The following is a 25,104-nucleotide window of genomic DNA, read 5'->3' on the forward strand; positions in this document are numbered from 1 at the left end:
TTACTAGTTAAAATATTTTTACCTATGTAATTTCTACCACCAGTGGAAGTAATATTAACGATTCTAAGGGTATTGGTACCACTATTTGTTGGGTCTAAAGAGATGATATTTCTAGCCTTATCTCTACTACCTTCTTGTTTGTCTGCTAAGGCACTAAGGTCTTTGAGATTGATCTCATTAGTCTTGCTCTCTAGTTTTAAAAAATTCTGTTTATCTGTGTTGTTATTGTCTTTATTGTATGCAATGATTGAAGTAGTTATTGTTTTGGTTTCATCTGTGATTTCATTATTGCCTATTGTAGTTTTTTCTCCAGAAAAATAAAGATAGTTTATTCCTTGATTTCCATTTGGACCAGCAGTAATAGTTCCAGCAATAGTATTGTCTCCATACATAGAGATTTTATTAGTTCCACCATTAGCTATGATAGCTCCTGTGATAGCATTGGTAGGTTTGGATTGACTAGCCATTCCTTCTGTTTTACCAAAGATAATAGCATTGCTCCCCCCGTTTACTTTGATTTCTCCATCAATTCTATTAGAATCCGTAGATTTAGAAGATGGTTCTTTTTGCATGCTAGATGTATCAAAAATAATAATATTAGAACCAGAATTAACAACAATATTACCTTGAATTGCATTATCCTTATTACCATTAAAAGTAAGAGTAGAATTAACGCTATATGAAGACTTGATATCATCACTAAACCCAATGATAATATTTCCTTGCATGCCATGAGAAAATTTTCCAGTAAAGGTAGTTTGACTGTTGATGTCTTCGTTATATACAGTTAAGTTCCCGTTAAAAATCGCTTCTGATGCTTCAAGGTTAAAGGTTTTGCCTGAATTTAAGACTACGGTCATTATTTTATTGGGAAAATTAAAACTTTTGCTTTGAAAGTATGAATCTTTGAGTGTAGCTGAGTTGATGCTTTTACCAAAAGTTACAGTATAACCAACAAAATCAATGTTTGAATTTTCAGGAGTATTTGCACTCTTAAATTTGAAAAAAATATGATCTTTAATATCAGTGCAGCTCATGGAACTACTACAACTTTTATTTACATTTTGTCCATATAAAGAGCTACTAAGCAAAAAAGCCAAGGAGCTTGCTATAATAGGTTTGAAGAGTTTAAAATTTTTTATTTGGTTTGTCTTCACGATTATTTCTCCTAAAAAAATATATCATTAATTTTTAATAAAAAATATCTTTATATATTTATTATATTACAGTATTTTCTTAAATATTAAGCGGGGTTTGAGGGGTGATATTTTATAAAAATTTTTATTTTTATAAAAAAGACAAAAAGAAGTTATTGGAGTTAATTTAATTTTATTTGTTAAATAAATCCTTTTACATTTCTTGTTACATGATTTTTTTCATATCCTTAAATCAAAATGATCTTATTAAGCAAAGTTATGTTTATTTTGAAGTTCATTATAGGTTGCTATGATTATAATTAATTACAGCAGGGATTGATTATTTTTTGATAGTGATTAGTTTGTTTAATTGTATTTTGTGTTTATTTTAAGAATTTATCGTGTGAGATAAACCTCACTCGATATTGGTATAGACTGCTTGGACATCATCATCTTCTTCAATGCGATCTAGGAGTTTTTCTACTTCGCTCAATTGTTCTTCACTTAGCGTGATAGGGGAGTTAGGAATGCGTTGGAGTGAGGCTTTTTGCACAGGGATCTGGAGAGATTCAAAGCCTTCGTTTAGTTTCCCAAAATCAGTGTAGTCTCCATATGCGATATAAGAAATTTTTCCATCAATCTCGATTTTTTCAAGCTCTTCAAGTCCATAATCAATTAAGGATAGCTCAAGATCTTCAAGATCTATTTGAGGGTTTTCAAATTCAAATACGCTTTTGCGTGAAAACATAAATTCTAGAGATCCATTAGGCACGATAGAGGCATTAGGGGTTTTGTTGAAATAGCTTTTGATATTAGCAATCGTGCGTGTAGGATTATCTGTTGTACATTCAATCATTATAAGCACGCCATGAGGAACCTTTCCTTCATAAGTGATTTCAGTAAAGATTCCATCTTTTCCACTTGCACGCTTGATGGCTGCTTCGATATTGTCTTTTGGCATGTTTTGGGCTTTTGCATTGGCAATAGCTGTACGGAGTTTTGCATTCATATCTGGATCGCTCCCGCCTTCTTTGGCAGCCACAGTGATTGCCTTGGCAAGTTTAGGGAAAACTTTGCTCATTTTATCCCATCGTTTTTCTTTTGCGGCTCTTCTGTATTCAAATGCTCTTCCCATTATTTATCTCCTTGTAAAATTTTTGCAAGTTCTTTGGTGTGGTAACTGATAATAATATCTGCACCAGCGCGTTTAAAACTCATAAGGGTTTCAATCATTGCTTTTTGATAATCAATTAATCCAGCTTTTCCTGCGAGTTTTAACATGGCGTATTCTCCGCTTACATTATAGATTGCAAGTGGGACAAGGGTTTTGTCTTTGATTTCTCTTACGATATCAAGATAAATTAATGCAGGTTTTACCATTAAAATATCCGCTCCTTCTTTTTCATCTTCTAAGCTTTCTAAAATTGCTTCTCTTCTATTTGCACAGTCTTCTTGATAGCTTTTTCGATCGCCAAAGCTTGGGCTAGATTGTGCTACATCTCTAAAGGGTCCATAATATGCGCTTGCAAATTTTGTAGAATAGCTCATAATGGGAATATGTGCAAAATTTGCATGATCTAGTGCTTTTCTAATTGTACTTACCATACCATCCATCATTGCACTTGGTGCAATCATATCTGCACCAGCTTGAGCTAAAATCACTGCTTGTTTTCCTAGATTTATTAAAGTAGCATCATTATCTACGCTTTGGAGTTTGTGATCTAAGATACCACAATGCCCATGATCGGTGTATTCGCAAAAGCATAGATCCACGCTTACTACCATTTGAGGAAATTTTTCTTTAATGAGTTTTGTAGTTTGTGCAACAATATGAGTGTCTTTTAAGGCAGCGCTACCTATGGAATCTTTGTGAGAGGGGATACCAAAAAGCAAAATATGATAGATTCCTAATTTTTGTAATTCCTCGCATTCTTTGAGAATGTAGTCTTTGCTCATTTGATATACATCAGGCATAGATGCAATTTCATTTTTAATCCCTTTTCCTTCTATGACAAAAAGCGGATAGATAAAATCTTGCAAATTTAGTCTTGTTTCTTGCACTAGGCTACGAATATGGGGATTATAGCGTAGTCTTCTCATTCGTTTAAACATTTTTACTCCTTAGTATTTAATTCCTATTTGTAGTAATTTCTCTCTTAAATATCTCATTTGGATATTTTTGTCAAAGCACCATTTTGGTTCAAGTAATAAATCATCATGTGCGCCTGAACTAATTCTATGGATAACAATATCTTCAGGAATTATTTCAAGTGATTTGATAATTAAATTTCCATAAGATTCTAGCGTAATTGGAGTGTATTCTTGATTTTTATACATTTTTGCAAGTTGTGTATCTTTGAGAACATAAAGTGGGTGAATCTTAATTCCATCAATTCCCCATGAAAGTGTAGTTTTTAAAGAGTTTAACATCATTTCTTCATCTTCATAAGGCAGGCCATAAATTAAATGCGCACAAATTTTAATATTATGTTTGCGTGTTTTTTCAAAAAGCTCGGGAATACCTTTTGTGGAATGACCGCGGTTGGTTAGCTCTAATGTTTTGTCATACACGGATTGAATCCCATATTCAAGCCAAATTTCTTTGCCAGATTGCACATAGCTTTGTAAAAGTTCTAATAACCCATCTTTAATGCAATCAACTCTTGTTCCTATACTCATCCCCACTACATTTGGCAATCGCATTCCAAGATCATAGATAGCTTTTAGTGTGTCTAGTGGTGCATAAGTATTACTATAGGATTGAAAATAAAGCATGTATTTTTGCACATCAAATTTGTCTTTATTGAAATCTGCATGCCATTGAAATTGTTCTTGTAATTGTTTTTTTTGTAAAGATAAAAGAGGGTTATTAGTGGTGGAAAAATTAATCTTTTGATGGATTGAAGAATCAAGTTTTTTTAAACTAGGTGAAAAGCTTTCGTTTCTACAATAAATGCATCCACCTCTAGCTACAGTTCCATCGATATTTGGACAAGTAAATCCTTGTAGAGAAATAGGAATTTTTCGCACCCTTTGCCCAAATCGTTTCTTGAAATATCTGCCTAATGTTAGCAGTTCTCTCATTTTAAACCTTTGGTGTAATTGTCGATGTATTTTTTATCAAAACAAGCTTGACAAAATGCATGATCTTTATTTTTTAGGCTGCGCGCTAATCCCTCAAGTGATAAGAATCCTAAAGTATCAGCCCCAATAAAATCTCTCACTTCTTCTAAAGAGTGGTTTGCACAAATCAATTCTTTGGTATCTGGGGTATCTACGCCATAATAACAAGGTGAAATTGTTTGTGGAGAACTGATGAGGAGATGAACTTTTTTTGCACCTGCTTGACGTAAAATTTTTACGATTTGTTTGCTTGTTGTCCCCCGTACTACAGAATCATCAATTACGATAATTTCTTTATCTTTGATAATTTCTGTGATGGGATTTAATTTTAGTCTTACTTTGAGTTCGCGCATTTGTTGGGTAGGCTCAATAAAAGTTCTACCGACATAGTGATTTCTAATAATTCCTAATTCAAAATTAATGCCACTTTCTTTAGAATACCCTAAAGCAGCTGCTACTCCGCTATCTGGGACGGGAATTACCATATCAGCTTTAATTTTATGTTCTTTTGCAAGTTCAACACCCATATTTTTTCTTACTTCATAGACATTTCTGCCAAAAACTTTGCTATCAGGGCGTGCGAAATAGACATATTCAAAAATACAAGGATGGGGATTTGGAGCAAAAACTTGGATAGATTTTGGCTGTGTGACAATCTTATCTCCCAAACCTTCAAACACAAGCATTTCTCCAGGATTGACTTCGCGGATATATTCTGCACCTACAAGATCAAATGCGCAACTCTCGCTTGCTACTATATAACCCACGCTACCATCAGAATTTGTGATTTTTCCTAAACATAAAGGACGCAATCCATAGGGATCTCTAATTGCAAACATTTTGGTGCGTGAGAGAAAAATAAGTGCGTATGCCCCATCAATTTCTTTTAAAGCATCAATAATTCGCTCTTGCAAATTGTCTTTTTTATTTTGAGCGATAAGATGGATAAGATTTTCTGTATCCAGATAGCTTTGAAAAATTGCCCCTTTTTCAATAAGTTTTTTTCGTAAAAGGAGGGCATTTGTAAGGTTTCCGTTATGTACAACTGCCATTTCTCCAAGATTATATCTAGCAAAAAGAGGTTGTGCATCATCTATAGATTCTTTGCCTGCGGTAGAATAGCGGTTATGCCCGATACTAGCGTTACCTATAAGTTTTTTGAGATTTTTTTCATTAAAAACTTTTGTAACAAGACCATTTCCTTTGACAGTGTGAATATTTTTACCATCGCTAGAGCTAATACCACTGGCTTCTTGTCCGCGATGTTGTAAAGCAAAAAGGGCATAATGACTAATTAGAGCAGAATTCTCTACATTGTAAGTGCCTACAACTGCGCATTCTTCATTCCATTGTTTCATCTTTTAATCCTTATTTTTTATTGGTACTAAGCAGAAATTCTCTACAATGCAATCATGAATTGTAAAATAATTCACTCCTTCTTTATGAAAATAGGTGATTTTAAAATTCAAGGCATCAAGAGTGTTTTTTATAATATACATTCCTAAGCCAAAGCCATGCTGTTCATTAGCCTTGTTTTCGTCTTTGAAATAGGGTTTAAAATATTCATGAAAATCTTTTTTTAATGCTTCGCCTTTGTTGCTAATAATAATATCGCAGTGGTTGGAATCTACATAGACTTTTTTGTCAGGGCTATATTTAATAGCATTATCCAAAAGATTTTTGATAGCCATTGCAAAAAGTTCGAAGTCTGCTTTGACGATATCATTGGGATCATTAAGAATGATAGGATCATTTTCAATTTGATCAATAAGTAGCATTTTTTTTGTGTGATTAATGAGATCTTCAAGCAAAAATTCTTCTTTTGTGATATTGAGGTTTTTTGAGGTGAGTTGTTCGATTTTGGCAAATTCATCAATGAGATTTTGTAGGCGTTTAAAAACTGAAATTAATCTTGTCTTTTGGAGGCTATTTTCTAGCATCTCAGCACTAATTCTACCTTTTGTGATAGGGGTTTTTAATTCATGCATAATGGATCTTAAAAATAAAGATCTTGATTGACCTAATGCGGCAATTTTTTTAATAGCACTATCAAACTCATTGGCCAGATCACCAATTTCATCAGATTGTAATGTTTTACAATCAATATTTAAATCCCCGTTTGCAAATTTTTTAACCTGTATGCGTAATTTTTTTAGCGGTATGAGACTCTGGATTACTAGGATAAAAACAGAAACTAGCACAATAATCCCTACAAAAGTAATAACATAAAAAGTTTTATAATGATTATTAAGTTTGTCGGTATAGAGTGTTGCTTTGCCTTGAGTTTCTAAAAGGATGTAAATTTTGTTGTTTATTTGGATGGTTTTTGCAAAAATTCCATTAAAAATTGGTGGTAATCTATTATAGTTTAGTAAAGCCTCTTTGATTTCAGGATCCTCGGTGACTTCAAAATCTAATTCTTTTAAAAAACCTTCCACTGTTTTTAGATCACCATTATTTGTGATGATCTGATTAATTGTAGCAGTAAATTGTTTGTATTTAAGTAGGGAAATTTTTGCTTCATTATCTTTTTGAAATTGTATAAAATAAAAAGAAAAAGCAAAAAAGCTAATTAGGGCAAATAAAAATAAAAGATTGATTTTAAGAAAAATAGAATTTTTTATCATTATACTTCTAGCTTGTAGCCCACGCCTCTAACAGAAATAATATATTTTGGTTTTTTGGGATCATCTTCAATTTTTGCGCGCAGGCGACCTATGATTACATCAATGCTTTTGTTAGAACTTTCAGGATTGATTGATTCTGATTCTATTGCGATCGCTTCTCTTGAAAATACATGCCCTTTTTTACTAATAAGCAATGTTAAAATTTCGTATTCTGCGCGTGTAAGTTCAACCTTTCTATCTTTAAAAAATACTTCACGACTCTCTCTGTCAATTTTAAAGACGCAATCTTTTTCTTTTTCCGTATTTTTGGAATCTTTTTTATTATAGCGTCTTAGGAGGGAATGGATTCTTGCTAAGAGTTCTTGGGGATCATAGGGCTTAGGAATATAATCATCAGCACCATATTCTAGAGCTTTTACTTTATCGTTAAGATCACTTCTTGCTGAAGAAATAATAATTGGAATATTTTTTTGTTTTGCTACTCGTTTACATACCTCTAAACCATCTAAATTAGGCAGTGTTAAATCAAGCAGCAATAAATCATATTCATGCGTTGCTAGTGCACTCATACCAGTATATGGCTCATCATAATTTGTTACTTTTATATCATTTTGTTCGAGAAATTCACTTAGTATTTCTGCTAACTCTATATCATCTTCAATCATCAAGATATTTAGCATTTTAAACCCCGCTTATCAACATTAATTTCAATACTTTTATATTAGCTTATTTTTTTTAAAAAGTTTATAAAATTTTAAAAAATTTATTGCTTTTGCAATGTTTCTTCGATTAAAGAAAGTTGGTATTCTAGATAATTGATTACCAAATCAAGTTTGCTTGAAAGATCTTTTGTGTGAGAAGATTGTAATCCTTCAAATAAAACCAAGGTTTTTTCTCTAAGGAGTTCTAAAAACCTAGAATCCATACAAATTACAATCTCTCTTTGTGATATGTTTGCATCTTGTTGAGAAGTATGCGATAATTGTGTTTGTGGAGTAAAGTCGTCTTGTTTAAATTCATCTAGGGTTTGTAAAATCATATCTTTTAGTTCCATTTCATTAACCACCTTTCAAAGTTTTTAAGCTCTTCACTACTGCTTGATGCATTAATAAACATTTTTTTTGCCGCTTCATTGACGCCACCAAATTTCTTATGTACCTTAAGACGTTTTAAGGCTTGTTTGGCTTCAAAATTTTCTGGATCTTTTTTGAGAATTTCTTGATAAATTACTAATGCTTCATCTTTATAGCCTTGTAATTCATAAATACTTGCAAGTGTTAATGTTTTAAACAAGGAAGTCCTTTGATAAAATTATTATTATTTTATCTTATTTTTAGATTTTTTAATATTTTTTTGTTTTGCAACTTTTACCTTGCGAACAGCCACAATTTTTGTTTTTTTTGGGTTTAATTGCAAAGAAAAATCCCACTATAGAAATAATAAAAATACTAAATAAAATGATTTCTGACATATATACTCCTTAAAGTATTAAATTTTTTTAGCAATATAAACTCCAAAAATAATTATAAACATCCCAATAATTTCAAAAATTCCAATTACTTCTTTAAGAATTAAAAATCCCATAATCGCAGCAGTCAGGGGTGATATTAAAAGAATAATAGAAGAGGCTTGAGTACTAATTTTTCCCATGATGTATCCAAAAAATCCTTGACCCAAAATCTGCCCAAAAAGCACGATTAATAATACATAAAACCATTGCTCATAATTTGCTGGAATTGCAAAACCTTCTTTAATTTCTCCTGTGATTCCTAAAACTAGCGATGCTCCAATGCACACAAAAAACATTAAAACCATTGTAGTATATTTTTTTCTTAGGCTATAAATTAGAGCAAGAAAAATGCTGTAACAAATATTACTTAAAGATGCGATGAGATCCCCATATGTTGTGGCTACACTCTCATCTGCCTTGCCTTTTATTAGGATAAAAATTCCTAAAATTGCAATTCCTGCACCGATCAAAAAATTGGGTTTTAGGCGTTCGTTAAAAAAGAAAATACCGATAGGAGTGAGTACAAAAATCACTAATGAACAGATTAAATTTACATTTGTAACGCTTGTATGATGCAATGCGGTATTAAAAAAAATTAAATCTGCACCAAAAAACAATCCAGCTAAAATCATTAAAAACATATCTTTATAAGGAATTTTTAAAAGATTGGTTTTTTTGATTGCAAAAAATAAAAACACAGGAATTGCAAAAAATACGCGATAAAACCCTAATACAATGGGTGGTATATCTACTATTTTCACCAAAACACTTGCATAAATGATAAAAGTTTCTGCAAGTAATGCAGAGAAAAATAGAGGTATAGACATTTTTTCACTTCTTTAAAATAAAAAATAAGGTTAATTATATAAATAAGTATTAAATAAAAAAATCTTACTGCGCAAGAAAATAAAAAATCTATTAGCACATAAAGTGCCAATAGAAAAATTAATGCATGTGAGAATGATCTTCAGTAGGCTGAATTGCCTTATTATCCGCTAGTTTTTCCAACTCAACTTTTTGTAAAAAGCTAATGAGAGAATCTGCCATTTTGATATAAGATTTTGCAGAAACACTATCAGGGCTAAAAAATACTATAGGCTTACCTGTATCTCCGCCTTCTCTAATCTTACCTTCTAGTGGGATTTGTGCAAGTAGGGGAGCATTATATTGTTTTGCAAGATCAAGAGATGCGCCTTTGCCAAAAATATCGCTTTCAGTGCCACAGCTTCCACAAATAAAACCACTCATATTTTCTACAATACCTGCAATAGGAATATTGAGTTTTTTAAACATATCAAGACTTCTTGCACTATCATCAAGACTTACCTTTTGTGGCGTAGTTACAGTGATTCCTGCACTTACAGGCACACTTTGTGCAAGTGTGAGTTGTGCATCTCCTGTGCCTGGAGGCATATCAATTACTAAAATATCTAAATCACTCCAAAGTACATCAGTAAGAAGTTGCTGGATTGCTCTCATAATCATTGGTCCACGCCAAATCAAGCTTTGTCCTTCTTCATAAAGCACACCCATACTAATCATTTCAATCCCATAAGCTTTAAGCGGGTAAAGCTTTTTACCAGAAGAATCTACTTCTGGTTTATTGCTATTTAATCCAAGCATTCTTGGGATATTAGGACCATAGATATCAGCATCTAAAAGCCCTACTTTTTTGCCTTGTTGTGCAAGAGCAATAGCTAAATTTACACTTGTAGTGCTTTTGCCAACCCCTCCTTTTCCGCTACTTACCATAACAAAATGCTTGATTTGTGGTGCAATATTTTTAGTGGTATTACTTTGCTTTTGTTCGGGTATTTGTGGAGTTTTAATATCTAGTTGTAATTTATTAATTCCTAGAGCACGAATTTTTTCATTGATTTCTTGATTAAGCTGGTTAATTACTTCTACGCTATTTGAAGGGATTTCAATTCGTAATGCTAGGGCTTGATTATGCAAATTGATATCTTTTACAAAGCCAAAAGTAACAATATCTTTTTGAAAATTGGGATAAATAATTGATTTTAAAACATTTAATACATCTTCTTGAGTAATCATATTTCTTCCTTAAAGCATTCTATCTAAAAGATAGTATAGGACCTATTATAGCTTTAAAAAGTTTATGAAAGAAAAAATATTTTTATAGTAAAGATGATTTTTAAAGGAGAGGAACTCTAAAAATCATAAAGAAGGGATTAAAAATGGAATAACACTGATTGCCAAAAGCACAAAAGTGCCAAGGTTTAGTCTCTCCCATTTTCTTTGTACAATATTTAAAAAAACATATATAATAAACCCCGCAGCAAAACCTATAGTGATAGATGTGGTAAGAGGCATAAAAATAATTGTAAAAAAGCTTGCTACACCAATGGGAATATCACTAAAATTAATTTGTTTGATTTCAAGAAACATTAATGCTCCTACAACCACTAAAGTAGGATAGATTGCAAAGCTAGGAATTGCTAAAAAAACTGGCAATAAAAATAAAGTTAGTAAAAATAAAAAAGCTATAAAAACAGCACAAAGCCCCGTTCTTCCTCCTGCATTTACTCCTGCAGCACTCTCTAAAAATGCTGTAGTTGTGGAAAGTCCAAAAACAGGTCCCATTGTTGTGGCAAATGCATCAACTTGTAGGGTTTTTTCTAGTTTTTTATCTTCTTTTTCCATATTTTGAAATAAATTTGCTTTGATTCCAATTCCTGAGAGTGTGCCTAAAGAATCAAAAAGATCTGTGATAAGTAAAGAAATAATTGCTGGTATCATCGCAAGTGTGAGAATACTTGGGATTTCTAATTCCATAAAAATTGGCTTAATACTTGCAGGAGTGGAAATGATAGTTTCAGGAATTTTTTGATATCCAAAAACCCAACCAATAATGCTTAAAATAATAATACTTAAAATAAAACTTGCATTGAGTTTTAGAGAATGAAAAAATAAGAGCAAAAAGATTCCAAAAATACTAATAAGAATTTGTGGTTCTAAGAGATTGTTTAATAAAAGGTTATTACCTTGAATTTGAATAATTCCTATAGATTTTAATCCAATTGTAGTGATAAATGCTCCTAATCCACAACAAAGTGCGATACGCATATCTTTTGGAATGCTTTTTAAAATCCACATTCTTAATTTTGTAAAAGAAATAAGTAGAAAAAAAAGCCCTGAAATAAATACTGCACCAAGTGATTGTTGCCAACTAAGCCCCATGCCTTGTACCAATCCAAAAGTAAAAAATGTATTTAGTCCCATACCTAAACTCATGGCAACAGGCACATTTGCCCACAATCCAGTAAGTAATGTTGCTAGTGCAGTAATGAGAGAAATCGAAGTAATTAGAGGAGCTTTTGGCATTCCTGCTAGAGAAAGAATGTCTGCTCCAACAGGAATAATATAAAGCATTGCTACAAAGGTTGTGCAAGCGGCAAAAAACTCTTTTTTGATATTTGTGCCATGTTCTTTGAGTTGAAAAAATTTTGTAATAAAATGCATTCTTACTCCTGTGGTTTTAGTGTGATGTAAGTAATTTCTGATGTGCTTCCTAGACGCATTGGTGGACCCCAAGTGCCACTTCCTTGAGAAACATAAATATATTGGTTGGGTTTATAGAGATGTAGGCCTTTGACATAGGGCTGATCTAGTGCGACTAGAAAATTAAAAGGGAAGATTTGTCCGCCATGTGTGTGACCTGATAAAATTAGTTCTATTTTTTTATTGCCGATAAATTTTAGTACTTTTGGCTGATGGGATAATAATATGCTAGGAACTTTAGGATTTCCCTTAAGGATAGCTTGTTTGATATTTGGTTTTAAAAACCCCATTTTTTCTCCACTAAGATCTGTAATCCCAATAATATTGATTAGAGGAGTGGAATCTATGTTAATTGTTGTGCTAGTGTTGTTTAATACGACAATTCCAAGTTCTTTGATAAGATCTAAAATTTCTTCTGTGTTGTGATAGTATTCATGATTGCCTAAAATATAATAGATTCCAAATTTTGCTTTGAGATTTTTTAATAGCATGATTTTTTCTTCAATGCGATGAGAGTTTGAATCTACAATATCTCCAGTAAGCATGATGGCATCTGGTTTTAGTTCATTGACCTTTTGAATCATTTTTTGCAAATTTTGTATTCTTGTTAATGTGTTAATGTGCAAATCGCTAATTTGTATGATTTTCATTTCTTTTTGTAATCCAGAAATAGGAACGTCAATATTTTTGATGATTGGCTTTTTGTATAATCCAGCATAAAGCCCATAAAAGATTGCGCAAATTGCAAGGATAAAGGAAAAATATCTAATAGATGGCATAAGTAGATGGTATTGTTCTTTTGTAGCAAAAATCAACAAAGGCGATAGAAAAATATAATAAAAAATTGCACCAGAAAATAGCAAAAAGCTTACGCCCAAACAAGTTGAAAATAATAATTCTAAGAGATAGGGGAGGTTGAAATAATGATGTAGAGTAAATAAAATATTACAAAGAAAAAGTCCCCATACAAAATAATAGGCATAGCGTTGCGAATATCTAAAATAAGTATAATAAATCAATAAATGCATACCACAAGACACTAAAAAAGCAATCAAAAAAAAGAGCAAAAAACTTGTATTGTGATTTTGGGCTTGCAAAATATAAAAACTCCTCTATAGAAAATCTATAAAATTTATTTAGTTATAATTATAGCAACTTAATTTATGAGAATCAAAAAAAGAAAAAAATAGGAAGTAACATGGAGATGAAAGTTGTTTTTGTTTGTTTGGGAAATATCTGTCGATCTCCCTTGGCTGAAGGTATTGCAAAAAAATACGCGTATGAAAAAAAATATAATTTTGCAATCAATTCTGCAGGGACTTCGGGATATCATAATGGTGAGCCTCCGCACAAAATTTCCATTGAAGTAGCAAAAACAAAAGGGATAGATATTAGCAATCAAAAAAGTCAAAAAGTCTCACCTTATATGGAAGCAGATTTTTATATTGCTATGGATGAGGAAAATGTAATACAATTAAAAAATCTAGGCATAGCAGCAAAAAATATTTTAAAAATTGGTGATTTTGGCTTAGGGGGGAAAGATATTCCCGATCCTTATTATGGAGGAATAGAGGGATTTTATGAGGTTTATGATTTATTAGAAGTGGGGGTAAAAAATTGCTTAGATTATCTTTTTTCTCAACAAAAATTTACACAAGATATTGAAAAAATTTATATTTTTATCAATGATATAGATCAAGAAATTTTTAATCTTTATGAAAGCTTGAAGGATAAAAATCATTCATTTTATCAAGAATTATCTCTGCTATGTGAGAAATTGCACCTTCCTGTAAAAGATAGTGTGATTTTGGCATTAGCAGATAGAATCTTACAACTTAAAGAAGGATCGCTTTTACAAGAATTAAAAAATTTAAATTTTGCAGAAGAAAAAAATGTAGAAATTAAAACCAAGCTTTTTGTATATATCGAGGAGTTTTATAAAAATCGTGCAGAAAAGATTCTTGCCTTTATTGACAAAGAAGAATTACTTAGCGATTTTTATCGTGCTATTTTTAGGGGAGTGCATGAAATTGGTAGTGCAATTAATGTTTTTGCAAAGGCATGGCAAAAGACTTTGTTTTTAGATCTTTATCCATATTTAGAAAAAAAATTTCCAGAAGATGAGATTTTAAAAATCTTGCAACCTACCATGGATCAAGAAAAGCTAGATAATCAAAGCTTAGTGCAAGGGGATCGTAGTTATTCTGTCATTGCTATGCAAGGAGAGGAAATAAAAACTCTTTCTTACTATGAGGCATTTCCTGAGATTATGGAAGATATTTTACAAAAAATCACACAACTTTTGGAAAATCTTCAAAAAAAAGAAGATTTGATTTATCAGCAAAAAGCGCAATATATACAATATTTTAAAGCCCTTCAAGTAGCTTTAAAAACACAAAACAAAGAAGATTTAATTGTAAATTGGCAAAAGGTAGATGCTGCTTGGATGCAAATTACTACTCCTTTGCAAATTGGACATTTTTTTGAATATTATGAAGATAAATATCGCCATAGTGTTGCGCCTGAGTGGGATTTACGTCTCTCTCTTCCACAAAAAGATGATAAAATTGGTAAGTGGATGAAAGAGTGTTTCACCTATTTTACAAAAAAATTAAACCCCTCATCTTCTTTGATAAAATTTACAAAAAAAGCTTTGGATCAAGTGATGGTTTTTCCTTCTATTCCAGCATTATTTTATGGCACAAATTTGAATGGACTTTTTTCTGCACAAGTCGTGCCTAATGATGAAAGGATTACAGAAAAATATGGTAAAAAAATTTTTGCTTTTCCTGATAGAATCATAAAAATTATGCAAAATAAGCCAAGAATGCAAATTTCTTATCTAACCTTTGGTAAGGAGGTAATGGATAATTATTATAATCTTTTGTTTCATCAAGAAAAATTATGGTATGAAATTTATGAAATTACTACCAATGGGCATGAATATGGGCATATTTTATGGATGGAAGAAGATACACAAATTTTGATGAATCTAAGTGGAATGTTTAAAAATATTGAAGAATTTAAGGCTACAGCAGGTGGTCTTTGTTCTTTTTTCTTACAGGAGGAAAAGGAGGTAGAGCTTTTCCAAGAAATTATGCTTGATAATATTATTCGTGCAGTAGGGCTAATGGGGTGGAGAGAGCAAGATGAGGTTTTACCTTATTATTATGAAGGGCTTATACATTTGCATGGTGCTTTTATTACAAAATCTCTTAGTTTTAAAGCAGAAAATAATCCCAAGCTTTATGTGCATGTTGAAAATTTTTTAAAATTAAGAGAATGGTATTTGGAGGTTTACGAAGATTTAGCAAAGCATTATATTGAAAAAAAAGATGCAAAAAATTTTCTAGAGAAATTTGCAAAGAATAAAGAACCAGTATTAAAAGAAGCAAGAGAATTTGTAGCATGGTATTGGGAGCAGTATCAGCGTATGGGTAGAGAGGTAATAAAATGAGTAATTACAAAAATGTGTCAAAAAGATTTTTTTTAAGTTTGTGTTTTGCTTATTTTGTTTATGCAGAAAATGCCGCTCCAGATTTTGTTAATATTATGTTAAATTTTGAAAAAGAAATGAATTTAATACAAGAGGCGTTTTTAAAAAATTCTCAAACTCTTGTGGAGGTAAGGCAAAGACGCCTAAAAAAATTATCAAATCAACTAAAAGAGATACCTACAAGTTTTTATCTTGATAAAAAAACGCGTAAATTTCAAAACTTGATAGATTTGCGTGTTATGCGAATGGATGAGGAATTAGAGGCTATGGGGAAAGCTTTAAAAAGGAAAGACATAGATTTTGCATTTCAAAATTATTTAAATATTTTAAATGAGTGTAATAGTTGTCATATTCTTTTTCATCGTTAAGATTTTGTAGTTTATTTTAATCTCTATATAGTCTTGGTAATGGTCTTTGATTGCTTCCTTGTAGGATTCTTCTTGCTTTTCTTTTTTCAAGCTCTTCTTGATTGCTATTTCGCTTTTTGTTAATTGTTTCTACTCTTGAATATGATCGATTGAATTTGAAAGAAAAATCTTGAAAACTTAGTCTAAAACCAAAGTTAAATAAATAAGTGGTATTAAAATTGCTAAAAAATGTGCGTGAAAAATTTGCATAAAGTTTAAAAATATTACTAAATGAAGCATTTGCACTCAAAAAGATTTTCATGCGATGGTCAGAGAGTGTATTGACAGTGAAATTGTTTTGTGTATTAACATCAATAAAGGTAATATCTCCACCAGTATTATTATTATAGGCATAGCCCACCCCACCACGGATATCAAAATAATTTTGTGTATTAAAAAATCTTTTTCCAATAGCTAGATTTGCATCTAAAAGCACGATAGATGCACTATCTTGCGTCCCTCCAAAATTTCTTTGTGTTACTTGATCGACAATATTTATATACCCTCCTGACATAAAGCCAATTCCCGCATTACCACTAGGCTCCACAAACCAAGAATATTTACGCCCAAAATTAATTTTGCTTCCGATTCTTCCTCCCAAGAAAAATAGATGATAAGAATCTACAAAATCTGCACCAGCCAAAATATTTTTTGGAAAAAAATTATTGCTAGAATAGTTATATTTCATTTTCATATCAAGGTTGAGCGTAGCTTTTTTACTAGCTTCATAATTGGCTTGATAATATCCTGCAAAGCCAAAATTATTGACACTGCCATCATAGTCTGTGTCATAATCTTTCATTCTTGCAAAATCAAAATATCCTCCTGCAAATTGTCTTAATCGTCCAAAATTCCAACCATAATCATAACCTCCTTGAAAAGCTTGATAGTTGTCTTTTGAGCTTTTATGGCTTTGTGATCCTATGTAATAATCTCCCCAAAAATTATGCTTTGTTGTAGTATAGACTAATTCGTCGATATGTTTATTAATACTATCTGTTTGAACGCGATAGATTCTATACTGCAAGGTCATCAAACGATTAATAGAATCTACTATTTCTTCATCAGGTTCTGGTGGCATAGGGGGATCTTCTTTATCCACGCGTAATACCCATTTAAAGCCTTTATCTTGTACTTCCTTGATAATGTTTGCACTATAGTTATAAAGCCCGATTCTAGCAGGTAATGCCTCAAAGACTAGATTCTCTCCTCCATTAAGCACCTCTGCGACTTTTATTTCAGTACTTTTGGTGAGATTATCAAGATCAGAGGTTTTTTGGAAGATTTGCAAATAGTGTTTTCCTGAAGTATCATTTTTGATTGTGACAAGGTCACCTTGATTATTAGGTATATCTACAAGTGTTCGAAATACCCCCTTATCTCCATTTGTTTGCAATGTGTCGATATAAATTTTTCTTTGTGTATAGGGGTTATTAAAACGCCTTGTCGCAATGTCTATATAAGATAAATCACCATAAATATCTGTAGTTTGTAAATATACATTAGTATTTGGATCTTTGGCATTACTAATAGCAAGAGTATTGATTTTTACATCTCCATCAGTGACTACCCATTTTCCACCCCCGCTTAATCCAAGATTAAATGCTCCTTTTTTATAATCCTCTTTCCCTACAAGATAAGAGTTGTTATTGGTTAGGTAGATATTTAGCGCTGCTTCATCGCCATTGATATGAAAATTTCCTTTGAGTTGAATGATATTACCTGTATTTACAGAGGAGTTATTGCTATAGTTTACATAAATCTGCCCTTTTTTTTGATCAATGTTAAAAATATAACCACCACTTGATTGATCAACATTTTCTGTATTAACGATGAGATTTTTATTGAAAGTAAAAGTTCCTAATTGATCATTGCCTTGAGGGTCGGTTGCATTATTTTTTCCACTTAAAAAGACGCCTAGACCAATATTGCTATTTGTAGTAAAATCGATACTTAAGTTTGTATCCACAGTAATTCTTGGGTTTTTACCTCCTGCAAAAAACATTGCACCATATGTGTTGTTAATTTTTGTTGTATCAACATGAAAAGTAATGGATTGTTTGCCATTTAAGGTTTCAGTTTGTGAGTTTGTAGCATTGAGAATAAAACCTAGCAAAGCCTTATTGTAATAAGTTGCATAAAAAGAGCCAGTACCAATAACCTTAATAATAGGGGTATTTGAATAGGTGAGAATCTGTGGCTGATATGTTTTTAAAAAATTATTGTCTGCAGGAGCGGTGGCCTCTACATTTTTAGTGCCATCTCCTCCATTTGTGATATTTGGCATTGCGCATAAAAATGGGCAAGAAAAAAGTAGTAAAAGACATGAAGAAAAACTTTTTTTCATATTTAACTCTTGCCACCCATTGCATTTATATTTCCATTATAGCAAAAATTGATAGCAAAAATAATTCCATAAAACCTATTTTGTTTGTTATAATTTAAAATAATTTCATGAATAGTTGGGGTTTTTGATGAAAAAATATAATGTTGGAGTTGTTGGTGCAAGTGGTGCAGTGGGTGAGGAATTGTTTAAAATCCTAGAAGAGCAAAATTTCCCAATCGCAAAACTTATTCCTATTGCAAGTGCAAGAAGTGCAGGTGAAGAAATCGAAGCTTTTGGAGAAAAGTATGTAATACAAGAGCTTACACCAGAAATTTTTGCAAAGGAAAATATAGAAATTGCATTTTTTTCTGCTGGGGGTGAAGTGAGTGCAGAATTTGCATTACATGCGGCAAAAGCAGGAGCAGTAGTGATTGATAATACAAGTTATTTTAGAATGGACAAAGATGTGCCACTAGTAGTTCCTGAAGTTAATCCTCAAGATATAGCATTGTGGAAAAAAAAGGGTATTATCGCAAATCCAAATTGCTCAACAATACAGATGGTGCAAGTCTTATCTCCTCTACATCAAAAATATACAATCAAGCGTGTAGATGTAAGCACTTATCAAGCAGTAAGTGGTGCAGGAAAAAAGGGAATGGAAGAGCTTATCATGCAAATGCAGAAATTTTTTGCTTTTGAATTAGAAGAGGCAGAATCTAAAGCATTTCCCCATAGAATTGCATTGAACCTTATCCCACAAATTGATAAATTTATGCCAAATGACTACACCAAAGAAGAAATGAAAATGATAGATGAGACAAATAAAATTTTGCATAGTAATATTGCTATAAGTGCAACTTGTGTGCGTGTTCCTATTTTGCGAAGCCATAGTGAGAGTATCACAATTACTTTTGAAAATGAGGTAGATAGCAATGAGGCAAAAAAGCTTTTAGAGGGTGCAAAAAATATTGCTGTATGCGATGAGCCAGAAAGATTGCTCTATCCTATGCCTATGATTGCTACAGATACTGATGAAACATATGTAGGACGCATTCGCAACGATCTTTTTGATAAGAAAATTTTACATCTTTTTTGCGTGGCTGATCAAATTCGTGTGGGTGCTGCAACAAATGCGGTGCGTATTGCACAAGAATGGATTAAGCTTTAATTTTTAGAGTTTTTAAAACCTTATGGTTTTGTAAAGTTTTTCTATTTTTTGTAATTATTTTTTAGATTTAATCTTGTCATGGGATTAAATCTTTTATCAAGTTTTGTTATTTTTAAAGTTTAAGTTTTACAAGCTCTTTTGGTACTTTGACTACAGACTTAAAAATTTTATTTTTAGAGGTAAGATGATTCAGTGCTAATCCTCCTGCATGTACATCATAATCTAAAAAAATCGCCAAGGTTTTTTCTTTTAAAAAAAATGTAGAGGTTGATATACTTGGCTCATAAACTATTAGATCTTTTTCCAAAGATTCTTGTTGGATCTTAAAGTCACTTTTTTCTCCAATAAAGAAAAATTCTTCCCCATTTACTGCGAGTTGAAAATCTACATATTTATAATGACTTTCATACATTGCTTTGTGAGATTCTTTGAGATTGTAGCTTTGTTCAATTGCAAACATATCGTATTTAAGTGGAATTTTTACTTCGCCTTGCGTATTTAAGATGCGTTGATGGATTGTTTGATCTTTAAGAGTGGATTGCAAATATTCATAAAGATGCTGCATTTCTTGTGTTTTATAAAAAAGATGATTTAAAGAATCCAGATTGCCAATAAGTGCCATAATAAAAGCCTTTATGATTTAATTTTTATAGCTATAATCGACAAATTATAATACATAATTATAGAAAAAAATTAATTTTTAAAAGGAATAAAAAAATGAAGGTTGAGTTCTCTAATAAAGCAAAATTACCTACAAGATTTGGAAATTTTATCATTCAAGGAGTAAGAGAAGAGACAGAAAATGGAGTTTTTGAGCATTTAGTAATTTTTAGTAATGAGCTTTTAGAAACCCCTTTAGTAAGAGTGCATTCTGAATGTCTTACTGGTGATGTTTTTGGTTCTTTGAAATGTGATTGTGGAGGTGAGCTTGCTTTAGCGATGGAGCAAATCGCACAATCTAAGCAAGGTGGTATGCTTATTTATTTGCGGCAAGAAGGAAGAGGAATTGGATTGTTTAATAAAGTTAATGCTTACGCCTTGCAAGATCAAGGATATGATACAATTGAGGCAAATCGTGCCTTAGGCTTGGCAGATGATGCAAGAAATTATGATGTAGTGGGGGAGATTTTTAAGCATTTTGGAATCAAAAAAATCCAATTGCTTACAAATAATCCTCATAAAATTAAATGGATTGAAAAATATGTAGATCTTGAGCGAAGTAGTATTATTATTGAAAGCAATTGTCACAATGCACACTACCTTCAAGTTAAAAAAGATAAAATGGGACATCTTTTAGGGGAGTAAAAATGATCAGTTTTCAAGAAGCTCTCCAAAGTATTTTATCTACTCCTTTACCCCTTGTTGGTGATGAAAAAATTAACTTTACAAATAGCCTTGATAGAATCTTAAGTACAGATATTTATGCGCAAGAAAATATTCCTCTAGCACCATTATCAAGTATGGATGGCTATGCATTTAATTATGAAGATTTAGAGATTTTAAAAACACAAGGATTAGAGATTTTACAAGATAATCCTGCAGGGAGCGAACTTAGTATTTGTAAAAAAGGTTGTGCGATCAAAACCTTTACAGGCGCATTAATGCCAAAAATGACAGATACTATTGTGCTAATTGAAGAATGTCAGGTTCAAAATCAAAGAATTTTTTTACACCAAGATATACATTTGCAAAAAGGTGCATGGGTACGCCCTGTGGGGAGCAATTATCAAAGTGGTGAGAAACTTTTACAACAAGGATTAAAAATTTCCCCTTATGAAATTGGATTATTAGCAGAATTAAATTGTAATTTTATTTCTGTGAAACAAAAGCCAAAAGTTGGGATTTTGGTGAGTGGAAGTGAGATTATTGAGGTAGGGGAAAAAAGAGAACATAATGGGCAAGTAAGAAGTGTGAATAATCATCTTTTAAAAGCAATGGTTGAAAAAAGTGGCGGACAAGCTATTGTTTATGAAACTTTGCAAGATGATAAAGATACTCTTTTAAAAACCTTTACAAAAATGTTAAATGAATGTGATTTGATTGTAACAACCGGGGGAATGAGTAAGGGAGATTATGATTTTACACAAGATGTAATTTTAGAACATAGTGATGTGATTTTTAAAGGTGTGAGGATAAAGCCAGGCAAACCCGTGCTTTTTGCACTCTCTAAGTCTTCCAAAAAGCCGATTTTAGGACTTGCAGGGAATCCAAATGCTGCAGCGATTACTTTTTATTTGTTTGGTGGTTTGTTATTAAAAAGAATGACAAAACAAAAAGCGGAACTAAAAATTCTAAAAGCTTATCTTAAAGAAGAAATGACAAAAAATGATCAAAGGTTGGAATTTCGAAGCGTTAAGTTAGAGGTTTTAGAGGGAAAATATTATGTAAGCAGTCTTTGCAAAAATAATCAAAGTGCAATTATTAATAATTTATGCGAAGATCGTGCGTTAGTAATCTTTGATGCAGAGAAAAAAATCCTTGCAAAAGATACAGAGGTAGATATTATCTTATTAAAGGAGTTTGAGTGATACGCGTAGAGTTTTTAGGCCCTATTGGTTTGGAGGCACAAGAATTTGATGTCAAAAATCTTAATGAATTGAAAAAAGAATTGCAAAAAATTAAAGAATTGGAATCTTGGTTAGAATTAAGTGCAATTGCTGTGAATGATGAATTAGTTAGCACGCTAGAAATAGATTTAAAAGACGGGGATAGGGTTGTTTTACTCCCACCAGTATGCGGAGGGTGATATGCTAGAGATTTTTAAGGGAGCTCTACCTACTTTAGAAATTTATGAAAAATATGAAAAACTTGCACAAGAAAAAAATTGTGGAGCTTGTTGTGTGTTTTGTGGCGTAGTGCGTAAGGAAAATGATATTTCTGGATTGAGTTTTGATATTTACGAACCTTTGTTAAAAAAATGGTTTATAAACTGGAGTAAAAAATTAGAGCAAGAAAAAATCTTTTTAGCTATGGCACATTCTGTTGGAGATGTATTGGTTTTACAAAGCTCTTTTATGTGTGCGCTTATTTCTCCACAAAGAAAGGCTGCATTAAAATATTATGATGAGTTTGTTGAGGATTTTAAACATCATGCACCGATTTGGAAATATGATTTAAAAAATTCTGAGCGAATTTATGCAAAAGAGCGTAGCTTTTTATTGCCAGAGAGTGGATTGTTTGCAAAATGAGTGCAAAAATTATTGCCTTTGGTGGTGTAAGCAATAGTGGAAAAACCACATTAATTGAAAAAATACTGGAAAAATATAGCAATACATTTTCTTTTTTTGCCATCAAGCATGATCCAAAAAATAAAGCAGTTTTTGATGATGCCAAAAAAGATAGTGCTAAATTTTTTCAAGCAGGTGCTGATGTATGTATTACTTCAAGTGAAAAAAGTGCAATTTTTTTACATCAAGAACAAAATATTTATGATCTGTGTAAGAAATTTGATGATAAAGATTTTATTTTGATTGAAGGATTTAAAATGTTGCAATGCCCTAGAATTTGCGTTGCAAGGAAAGAAATTTTTTTAGATGAGATAAAAAATTCTCATGCTATAGCACTAGATTCTATAAAAATTTTAGAGGGTATAAATTTTCAAGGGAAGATTTTAAATTTAGAAGATATTGAAGGAATTTTTGAGTGGATTTCTTGTCATGCAAAAACTTTAAGGGAGTTAGAATGGAAAAAATAAAAATTGGAATCATTACAACAAGTGATCGTGCATCTAAGGGGATTTATGAAGATATTTCTGGAAAGGCAATTCAAGAGGTTTTAGAATCTTATATTAAAAATCCTTGTGAGTTTTTTTATTATCTTATAGAAGATGAGCAAGTAGAAATTGAAAAAACATTAAAATTTTTAGCAGATGAGCAAGAGTGTGATTTGATTGTAACTACAGGTGGTACAGGCCCTGCACCAAGAGATGTAACACCGGAAGCGACAATGAATGTGTGTGATAAGATTTTGCCAGGTTTTGGGGAATTAATGCGTCAAAAAAGTTTGCAATATGTACCAACTGCTATACTTTCAAGACAAATTGCAGGAATTAGAAAAAAAAGTTTAATTGTAAATCTTCCTGGGAAGCCAAAGAGTATCCAAGAGTGTTTAGAAGCAGTATTTCCTGCAATACCTTACTGCATTGATCTCATTGGTGGAAGATATATCTATGCTACAGAAAATATCAAAATTTTTAGACCAAAATCTTCTTGAGGAAAATACATGAAACTTACACATTTAAATGAAAAAAACAATCCAAAAATGGTAGATGTGGAATCTAAGGAAGTTACACAAAGAGTTGCGATTGCTAGTGGTAAAATCCAAATGAGTAAAGAAGCTTATGAAGCAGTTTTACAAGAAAAAACAAAAAAAGGTGCGGTACTGCAAACAGCCATTATTGCAGCTATTATGGGGGCAAAAAAGACAAGTGAGATTATTCCCATGTGTCACCCATTATTTTTAAGTGGTGTAGATGTTGATATTTTTCAAGATGATGAAAAGCAAACTTTCAAGCTTCAAGCCAAGGTAAAAACTGAGGGAAAAACTGGTGTGGAGATGGAGGCATTAAGCGCGGTAAGTATTGGTCTTTTGACAATTTATGATATGGTAAAGGCTATTGATAAATCTATGATAATTTCACAAATTTGTTTAGAATCTAAAAGCGGTGGTAAAAGCGGAGATTTTAAACGCGGTTAGTATTTTTGTCTTAAAGCTATTATTTTTTCTTAAAATCATCAAAAACTTGCGTCATTTTTGTGAGGCGATCTTTGTCAAAATGTGTGTAGATTCTACTGGTATTCATGTCTGCATGCCCTAAAGTTTCTTGCACTAAAATTAAATCTTTATATTGTTGATAAAGCAAGGTTGCAAAAGAATGCCTTAATAAATGCGGTCCCATTTTTTCTTTTTTGATTCCTGCGTATTTTAATATTTTTTCTACTATTTTATAGAAGTAGCCCTGTGTGATAGGATTACCTTTTTTATTGCAAAATAAAAGGTTATTAACTATTTTAGGTATTGTGTTGCGAAAATGAAGCCATTCTTCAAGATCACTTTTTAAAATTTCTTGTTTAATTATCAAAACCCTGCTTTTATCTCCCTTGCCCCTAATATTAAGGATATAGTGCTGATCTTCTAGAATAATATGTCGTAATTCCAAATAAAGTGCCTCGCTAATTCGTATCCCAGTATGTAAAATTAAATTTAATATTGCCCTGTCGCGTTTTTGCACATTTGTTTTGCAAGGAAAGTCTTTTAATGCTTTAAGAAAAATTTCTATTTCTTCTTTTTTAAGATAAGAGGGGAGTTTTGCTTTTGAATTTTTAATCGCATTTTTTAACTCTATTCCAAAGACATGGGAATATGATGGAGTAATTTCATTTTGCTTATCGATATATTTAAAAAGCCCAATCAATGCAATTCTATAGCTTTTTTTGGTTTGAGGACTTAGGGAACTAGTATAGATTGCTAAAAAATCATTAAGCATTTCTTCATCAATATCTTTTAAGCTTTTTGGTTGCTTTTTTTGAATAAAATGGCAAAACTTTACTAGCGGTGTAAAATAGGTATTAATCCCTATAAGGCCAATATTTCTTGCCTTTCTACATATTTTTGTAATTTCATCGATATTTTTTTCTTCTTGCATTTTTTCTAGTATTTCAAACATTTCTTCTTTATTAGCAACAAGACGATTGGATAAAGTAGTAAGCTTGTATCTTAAAAAGCGTCTCACCCAGTCTGTAAGGTTTTCTTCAATATTTTTATGAGAATCTTCTAAGATATATTTCAAA

General features: G+C 31.7%; 27 protein-coding genes. 10 read left to right on the forward strand and 17 right to left on the reverse strand.

What is annotated here, in order from left to right:
• From LW133_RS07095 to LW133_RS07155, 14 genes are all read right to left on the reverse strand, one after another.
• Window positions 1-1,100: hypothetical protein (locus tag LW133_RS07095; protein ID WP_233077747.1), on the reverse strand; the 1,100-nt coding region annotated here is incomplete at its 3' end.
• Between the two features lie 451 nt (window positions 1,101-1,551).
• Window positions 1,552-2,271, reverse strand: coding sequence for a YebC/PmpR family DNA-binding transcriptional regulator (locus LW133_RS07100; protein WP_233077748.1), 720 nt, complete (start codon window positions 2,269-2,271; stop codon window positions 1,552-1,554).
• The gene (gene hemB, locus LW133_RS07105; RefSeq protein ID WP_233077750.1) at window positions 2,271-3,248 is read right to left on the reverse strand and encodes a porphobilinogen synthase; all 978 of its coding nucleotides are present in this window, start codon (window positions 3,246-3,248) and stop codon (window positions 2,271-2,273) included. The genes LW133_RS07100 and hemB overlap by 1 nt, the downstream gene beginning before the upstream one ends.
• 9 nt (window positions 3,249-3,257) lie before the next feature.
• Window positions 3,258-4,220: a TIGR01212 family radical SAM protein gene (locus LW133_RS07110; protein WP_233077752.1), complete on the reverse strand. Its 963-nt coding sequence runs from the start codon at window positions 4,218-4,220 to the stop codon at window positions 3,258-3,260.
• Complete coding sequence (gene purF, locus LW133_RS07115) at window positions 4,217-5,617, reverse strand: amidophosphoribosyltransferase (RefSeq protein WP_233077754.1); 1,401 nt, start codon at window positions 5,615-5,617, stop codon at window positions 4,217-4,219. Before purF ends, LW133_RS07110 begins: the two co-directional genes overlap by 4 nt.
• A 3-nt stretch (window positions 5,618-5,620) precedes the next feature.
• Window positions 5,621-6,886 (reverse strand): ArsS family sensor histidine kinase, encoded by a 1,266-nt coding sequence (locus LW133_RS07120; protein ID WP_233077755.1) that lies wholly within the window; start codon window positions 6,884-6,886, stop codon window positions 5,621-5,623.
• Window positions 6,886-7,566, reverse strand: a complete 681-nt coding sequence (gene arsR, locus LW133_RS07125; RefSeq protein WP_233077756.1) for an acid response regulator transcription factor ArsR — start codon at window positions 7,564-7,566, stop codon at window positions 6,886-6,888. Before arsR ends, LW133_RS07120 begins: the two co-directional genes overlap by 1 nt.
• Before the next feature lie 83 nt (window positions 7,567-7,649).
• Window positions 7,650-7,940: a CiaD-like domain-containing protein gene (locus LW133_RS07130; RefSeq protein ID WP_233077757.1), complete on the reverse strand. Its 291-nt coding sequence runs from the start codon at window positions 7,938-7,940 to the stop codon at window positions 7,650-7,652.
• Complete coding sequence (locus LW133_RS07135; protein WP_233077758.1) at window positions 7,931-8,179, reverse strand: tetratricopeptide repeat protein; 249 nt, start codon at window positions 8,177-8,179, stop codon at window positions 7,931-7,933. Before LW133_RS07135 ends, LW133_RS07130 begins: the two co-directional genes overlap by 10 nt.
• Window positions 8,180-8,228: 49 nt before the next feature.
• Window positions 8,229-8,357 (reverse strand): hypothetical protein, encoded by a 129-nt coding sequence (locus LW133_RS07395; RefSeq protein ID WP_269843773.1) that lies wholly within the window; start codon window positions 8,355-8,357, stop codon window positions 8,229-8,231.
• A 17-nt stretch (window positions 8,358-8,374) separates the two neighbouring features.
• On the reverse strand, window positions 8,375-9,223 hold the full coding sequence (locus tag LW133_RS07140; RefSeq protein ID WP_233077760.1) for a DMT family transporter: 849 nt from the start codon (window positions 9,221-9,223) through the stop codon (window positions 8,375-8,377).
• A gap of 118 nt (window positions 9,224-9,341) precedes the next feature.
• Window positions 9,342-10,451, reverse strand: a complete 1,110-nt coding sequence (locus LW133_RS07145) for an Mrp/NBP35 family ATP-binding protein (protein ID WP_233077761.1) — start codon at window positions 10,449-10,451, stop codon at window positions 9,342-9,344.
• 123 nt (window positions 10,452-10,574) lie between these two features.
• On the reverse strand, window positions 10,575-11,879 hold the full coding sequence (locus LW133_RS07150; RefSeq protein WP_233077762.1) for an NCS2 family permease: 1,305 nt from the start codon (window positions 11,877-11,879) through the stop codon (window positions 10,575-10,577).
• A gap of 2 nt (window positions 11,880-11,881) precedes the next feature.
• Window positions 11,882-12,973 carry a metallophosphoesterase gene (locus LW133_RS07155; RefSeq protein WP_233077763.1) on the reverse strand — a complete coding sequence of 364 codons (1,092 nt, stop codon included), beginning with the start codon at window positions 12,971-12,973 and terminating at the stop codon, window positions 11,882-11,884.
• 143 nt (window positions 12,974-13,116) lie between these two features.
• Here LW133_RS07155 and ciaB point away from each other — a divergent pair, with 143 nt between their 5' ends.
• Both ciaB and LW133_RS07170 read left to right on the forward strand, forming a co-directional pair.
• Window positions 13,117-15,375: an invasion protein CiaB gene (gene ciaB / locus LW133_RS07165; RefSeq protein WP_332908900.1), complete on the forward strand. Its 2,259-nt coding sequence runs from the start codon at window positions 13,117-13,119 to the stop codon at window positions 15,373-15,375.
• The gene (locus LW133_RS07170; RefSeq protein WP_233077764.1) at window positions 15,372-15,782 is read left to right on the forward strand and encodes a hypothetical protein; all 411 of its coding nucleotides are present in this window, start codon (window positions 15,372-15,374) and stop codon (window positions 15,780-15,782) included. Before ciaB ends, LW133_RS07170 begins: the two co-directional genes overlap by 4 nt.
• Before the next feature lie 16 nt (window positions 15,783-15,798).
• On the opposite strand, the gene LW133_RS07175 is transcribed toward LW133_RS07170, so the two are convergent.
• On the reverse strand, window positions 15,799-18,168 hold the full coding sequence (locus LW133_RS07175; protein ID WP_233077765.1) for a hypothetical protein: 2,370 nt from the start codon (window positions 18,166-18,168) through the stop codon (window positions 15,799-15,801).
• A gap of 127 nt (window positions 18,169-18,295) precedes the next feature.
• Between LW133_RS07175 and LW133_RS07180 the strand changes: the two genes are divergently transcribed.
• A complete protein-coding gene (locus LW133_RS07180; RefSeq protein ID WP_233077766.1) occupies window positions 18,296-19,315 on the forward strand; it encodes an aspartate-semialdehyde dehydrogenase in 1,020 nt (339 codons plus the stop codon).
• 112 nt (window positions 19,316-19,427) lie between these two features.
• On the opposite strand, the gene LW133_RS07185 is transcribed toward LW133_RS07180, so the two are convergent.
• Window positions 19,428-19,937 carry a YhcH/YjgK/YiaL family protein gene (locus LW133_RS07185; protein WP_233077768.1) on the reverse strand — a complete coding sequence of 170 codons (510 nt, stop codon included), beginning with the start codon at window positions 19,935-19,937 and terminating at the stop codon, window positions 19,428-19,430.
• Window positions 19,938-20,032: 95 nt separating this feature from the next.
• Between LW133_RS07185 and ribA the strand changes: the two genes are divergently transcribed.
• From ribA to moaC, 7 genes are read left to right on the forward strand one after another with little or no spacing between them, the layout of a single operon-like run.
• Window positions 20,033-20,620 carry a GTP cyclohydrolase II gene (gene ribA, locus LW133_RS07190; protein ID WP_233077770.1) on the forward strand — a complete coding sequence of 196 codons (588 nt, stop codon included), beginning with the start codon at window positions 20,033-20,035 and terminating at the stop codon, window positions 20,618-20,620.
• 2 nt (window positions 20,621-20,622) lie between these two features.
• Window positions 20,623-21,843 (forward strand): molybdopterin molybdotransferase MoeA, encoded by a 1,221-nt coding sequence (locus tag LW133_RS07195; RefSeq protein ID WP_233077771.1) that lies wholly within the window; start codon window positions 20,623-20,625, stop codon window positions 21,841-21,843.
• Entirely contained in the window at window positions 21,840-22,061 is a 222-nt protein-coding gene (locus LW133_RS07200) for a MoaD/ThiS family protein (RefSeq protein WP_233038498.1), read from the forward strand. Before LW133_RS07195 ends, LW133_RS07200 begins: the two co-directional genes overlap by 4 nt.
• Window position 22,062: 1 nt before the next feature.
• Window positions 22,063-22,503, forward strand: a complete 441-nt coding sequence (locus LW133_RS07205; RefSeq protein WP_233077772.1) for a molybdenum cofactor biosynthesis protein MoaE — start codon at window positions 22,063-22,065, stop codon at window positions 22,501-22,503.
• Window positions 22,500-23,009, forward strand: coding sequence for a molybdopterin-guanine dinucleotide biosynthesis protein B (gene mobB / locus LW133_RS07210; RefSeq protein ID WP_233077773.1), 510 nt, complete (start codon window positions 22,500-22,502; stop codon window positions 23,007-23,009). The genes LW133_RS07205 and mobB overlap by 4 nt, the downstream gene beginning before the upstream one ends.
• A complete protein-coding gene (mog, locus tag LW133_RS07215; RefSeq protein WP_233077774.1) occupies window positions 22,997-23,527 on the forward strand; it encodes a molybdopterin adenylyltransferase in 531 nt (176 codons plus the stop codon). The genes mobB and mog overlap by 13 nt, the downstream gene beginning before the upstream one ends.
• 9 nt (window positions 23,528-23,536) lie before the next feature.
• Window positions 23,537-24,010 carry a cyclic pyranopterin monophosphate synthase MoaC gene (moaC, locus tag LW133_RS07220; RefSeq protein ID WP_233038491.1) on the forward strand — a complete coding sequence of 158 codons (474 nt, stop codon included), beginning with the start codon at window positions 23,537-23,539 and terminating at the stop codon, window positions 24,008-24,010.
• Window positions 24,011-24,029: 19 nt separating this feature from the next.
• Here moaC and LW133_RS07225 read toward each other — a convergent pair whose 3' ends face one another.
• Window positions 24,030-25,103 carry a tyrosine-type recombinase/integrase gene (locus LW133_RS07225; protein ID WP_233077775.1) on the reverse strand — a complete coding sequence of 358 codons (1,074 nt, stop codon included), beginning with the start codon at window positions 25,101-25,103 and terminating at the stop codon, window positions 24,030-24,032.
• Window position 25,104 lies beyond the last annotated feature (1 nt).

It is taken from the genome of Helicobacter anatolicus (assembly GCF_021300615.1).
In the GTDB taxonomy this organism is placed as follows: domain Bacteria; phylum Campylobacterota; class Campylobacteria; order Campylobacterales; family Helicobacteraceae; genus Helicobacter_H; species Helicobacter_H anatolicus.

What these genes read in the sequence shown, in the direction of transcription:
- LW133_RS07100 (WP_233077748.1), bottom strand. Translation starts at nt 2,271, where the DNA reads ATGGGAAGAGCATTTGAATACAGAAGAGCCGCAAAAGAAAAACGATGG.
- hemB (WP_233077750.1), bottom strand. Translation starts at nt 3,248, where the DNA reads ATGTTTAAACGAATGAGAAGACTACGCTATAATCCCCATATTCGTAGC.
- LW133_RS07110 (WP_233077752.1), bottom strand. Translation starts at nt 4,220, where the DNA reads ATGAGAGAACTGCTAACATTAGGCAGATATTTCAAGAAACGATTTGGG.
- purF (WP_233077754.1), bottom strand. Translation starts at nt 5,617, where the DNA reads ATGAAACAATGGAATGAAGAATGCGCAGTTGTAGGCACTTACAATGTA.
- LW133_RS07120 (WP_233077755.1), bottom strand. Translation starts at nt 6,886, where the DNA reads ATGATAAAAAATTCTATTTTTCTTAAAATCAATCTTTTATTTTTATTT.
- arsR (WP_233077756.1), bottom strand. Translation starts at nt 7,566, where the DNA reads ATGCTAAATATCTTGATGATTGAAGATGATATAGAGTTAGCAGAAATA.
- LW133_RS07130 (WP_233077757.1), bottom strand. Translation starts at nt 7,940, where the DNA reads ATGGAACTAAAAGATATGATTTTACAAACCCTAGATGAATTTAAACAA.
- LW133_RS07395 (WP_269843773.1), bottom strand. Translation starts at nt 8,357, where the DNA reads ATGTCAGAAATCATTTTATTTAGTATTTTTATTATTTCTATAGTGGGA.
- LW133_RS07140 (WP_233077760.1), bottom strand. Translation starts at nt 9,223, where the DNA reads ATGTCTATACCTCTATTTTTCTCTGCATTACTTGCAGAAACTTTTATC.
- LW133_RS07145 (WP_233077761.1), bottom strand. Translation starts at nt 10,451, where the DNA reads ATGATTACTCAAGAAGATGTATTAAATGTTTTAAAATCAATTATTTAT.
- LW133_RS07150 (WP_233077762.1), bottom strand. Translation starts at nt 11,879, where the DNA reads ATGCATTTTATTACAAAATTTTTTCAACTCAAAGAACATGGCACAAAT.
- ciaB (WP_332908900.1), top strand. Translation starts at nt 13,117, where the DNA reads ATGGAGATGAAAGTTGTTTTTGTTTGTTTGGGAAATATCTGTCGATCT.
- LW133_RS07170 (WP_233077764.1), top strand. Translation starts at nt 15,372, where the DNA reads ATGAGTAATTACAAAAATGTGTCAAAAAGATTTTTTTTAAGTTTGTGT.
- LW133_RS07175 (WP_233077765.1), bottom strand. Translation starts at nt 18,168, where the DNA reads ATGAAAAAAAGTTTTTCTTCATGTCTTTTACTACTTTTTTCTTGCCCA.
- LW133_RS07180 (WP_233077766.1), top strand. Translation starts at nt 18,296, where the DNA reads ATGAAAAAATATAATGTTGGAGTTGTTGGTGCAAGTGGTGCAGTGGGT.
- LW133_RS07185 (WP_233077768.1), bottom strand. Translation starts at nt 19,937, where the DNA reads ATGGCACTTATTGGCAATCTGGATTCTTTAAATCATCTTTTTTATAAA.
- ribA (WP_233077770.1), top strand. Translation starts at nt 20,033, where the DNA reads ATGAAGGTTGAGTTCTCTAATAAAGCAAAATTACCTACAAGATTTGGA.
- LW133_RS07195 (WP_233077771.1), top strand. Translation starts at nt 20,623, where the DNA reads ATGATCAGTTTTCAAGAAGCTCTCCAAAGTATTTTATCTACTCCTTTA.
- LW133_RS07205 (WP_233077772.1), top strand. Translation starts at nt 22,063, where the DNA reads ATGCTAGAGATTTTTAAGGGAGCTCTACCTACTTTAGAAATTTATGAA.
- mobB (WP_233077773.1), top strand. Translation starts at nt 22,500, where the DNA reads ATGAGTGCAAAAATTATTGCCTTTGGTGGTGTAAGCAATAGTGGAAAA.
- mog (WP_233077774.1), top strand. Translation starts at nt 22,997, where the DNA reads ATGGAAAAAATAAAAATTGGAATCATTACAACAAGTGATCGTGCATCT.
- moaC (WP_233038491.1), top strand. Translation starts at nt 23,537, where the DNA reads ATGAAACTTACACATTTAAATGAAAAAAACAATCCAAAAATGGTAGAT.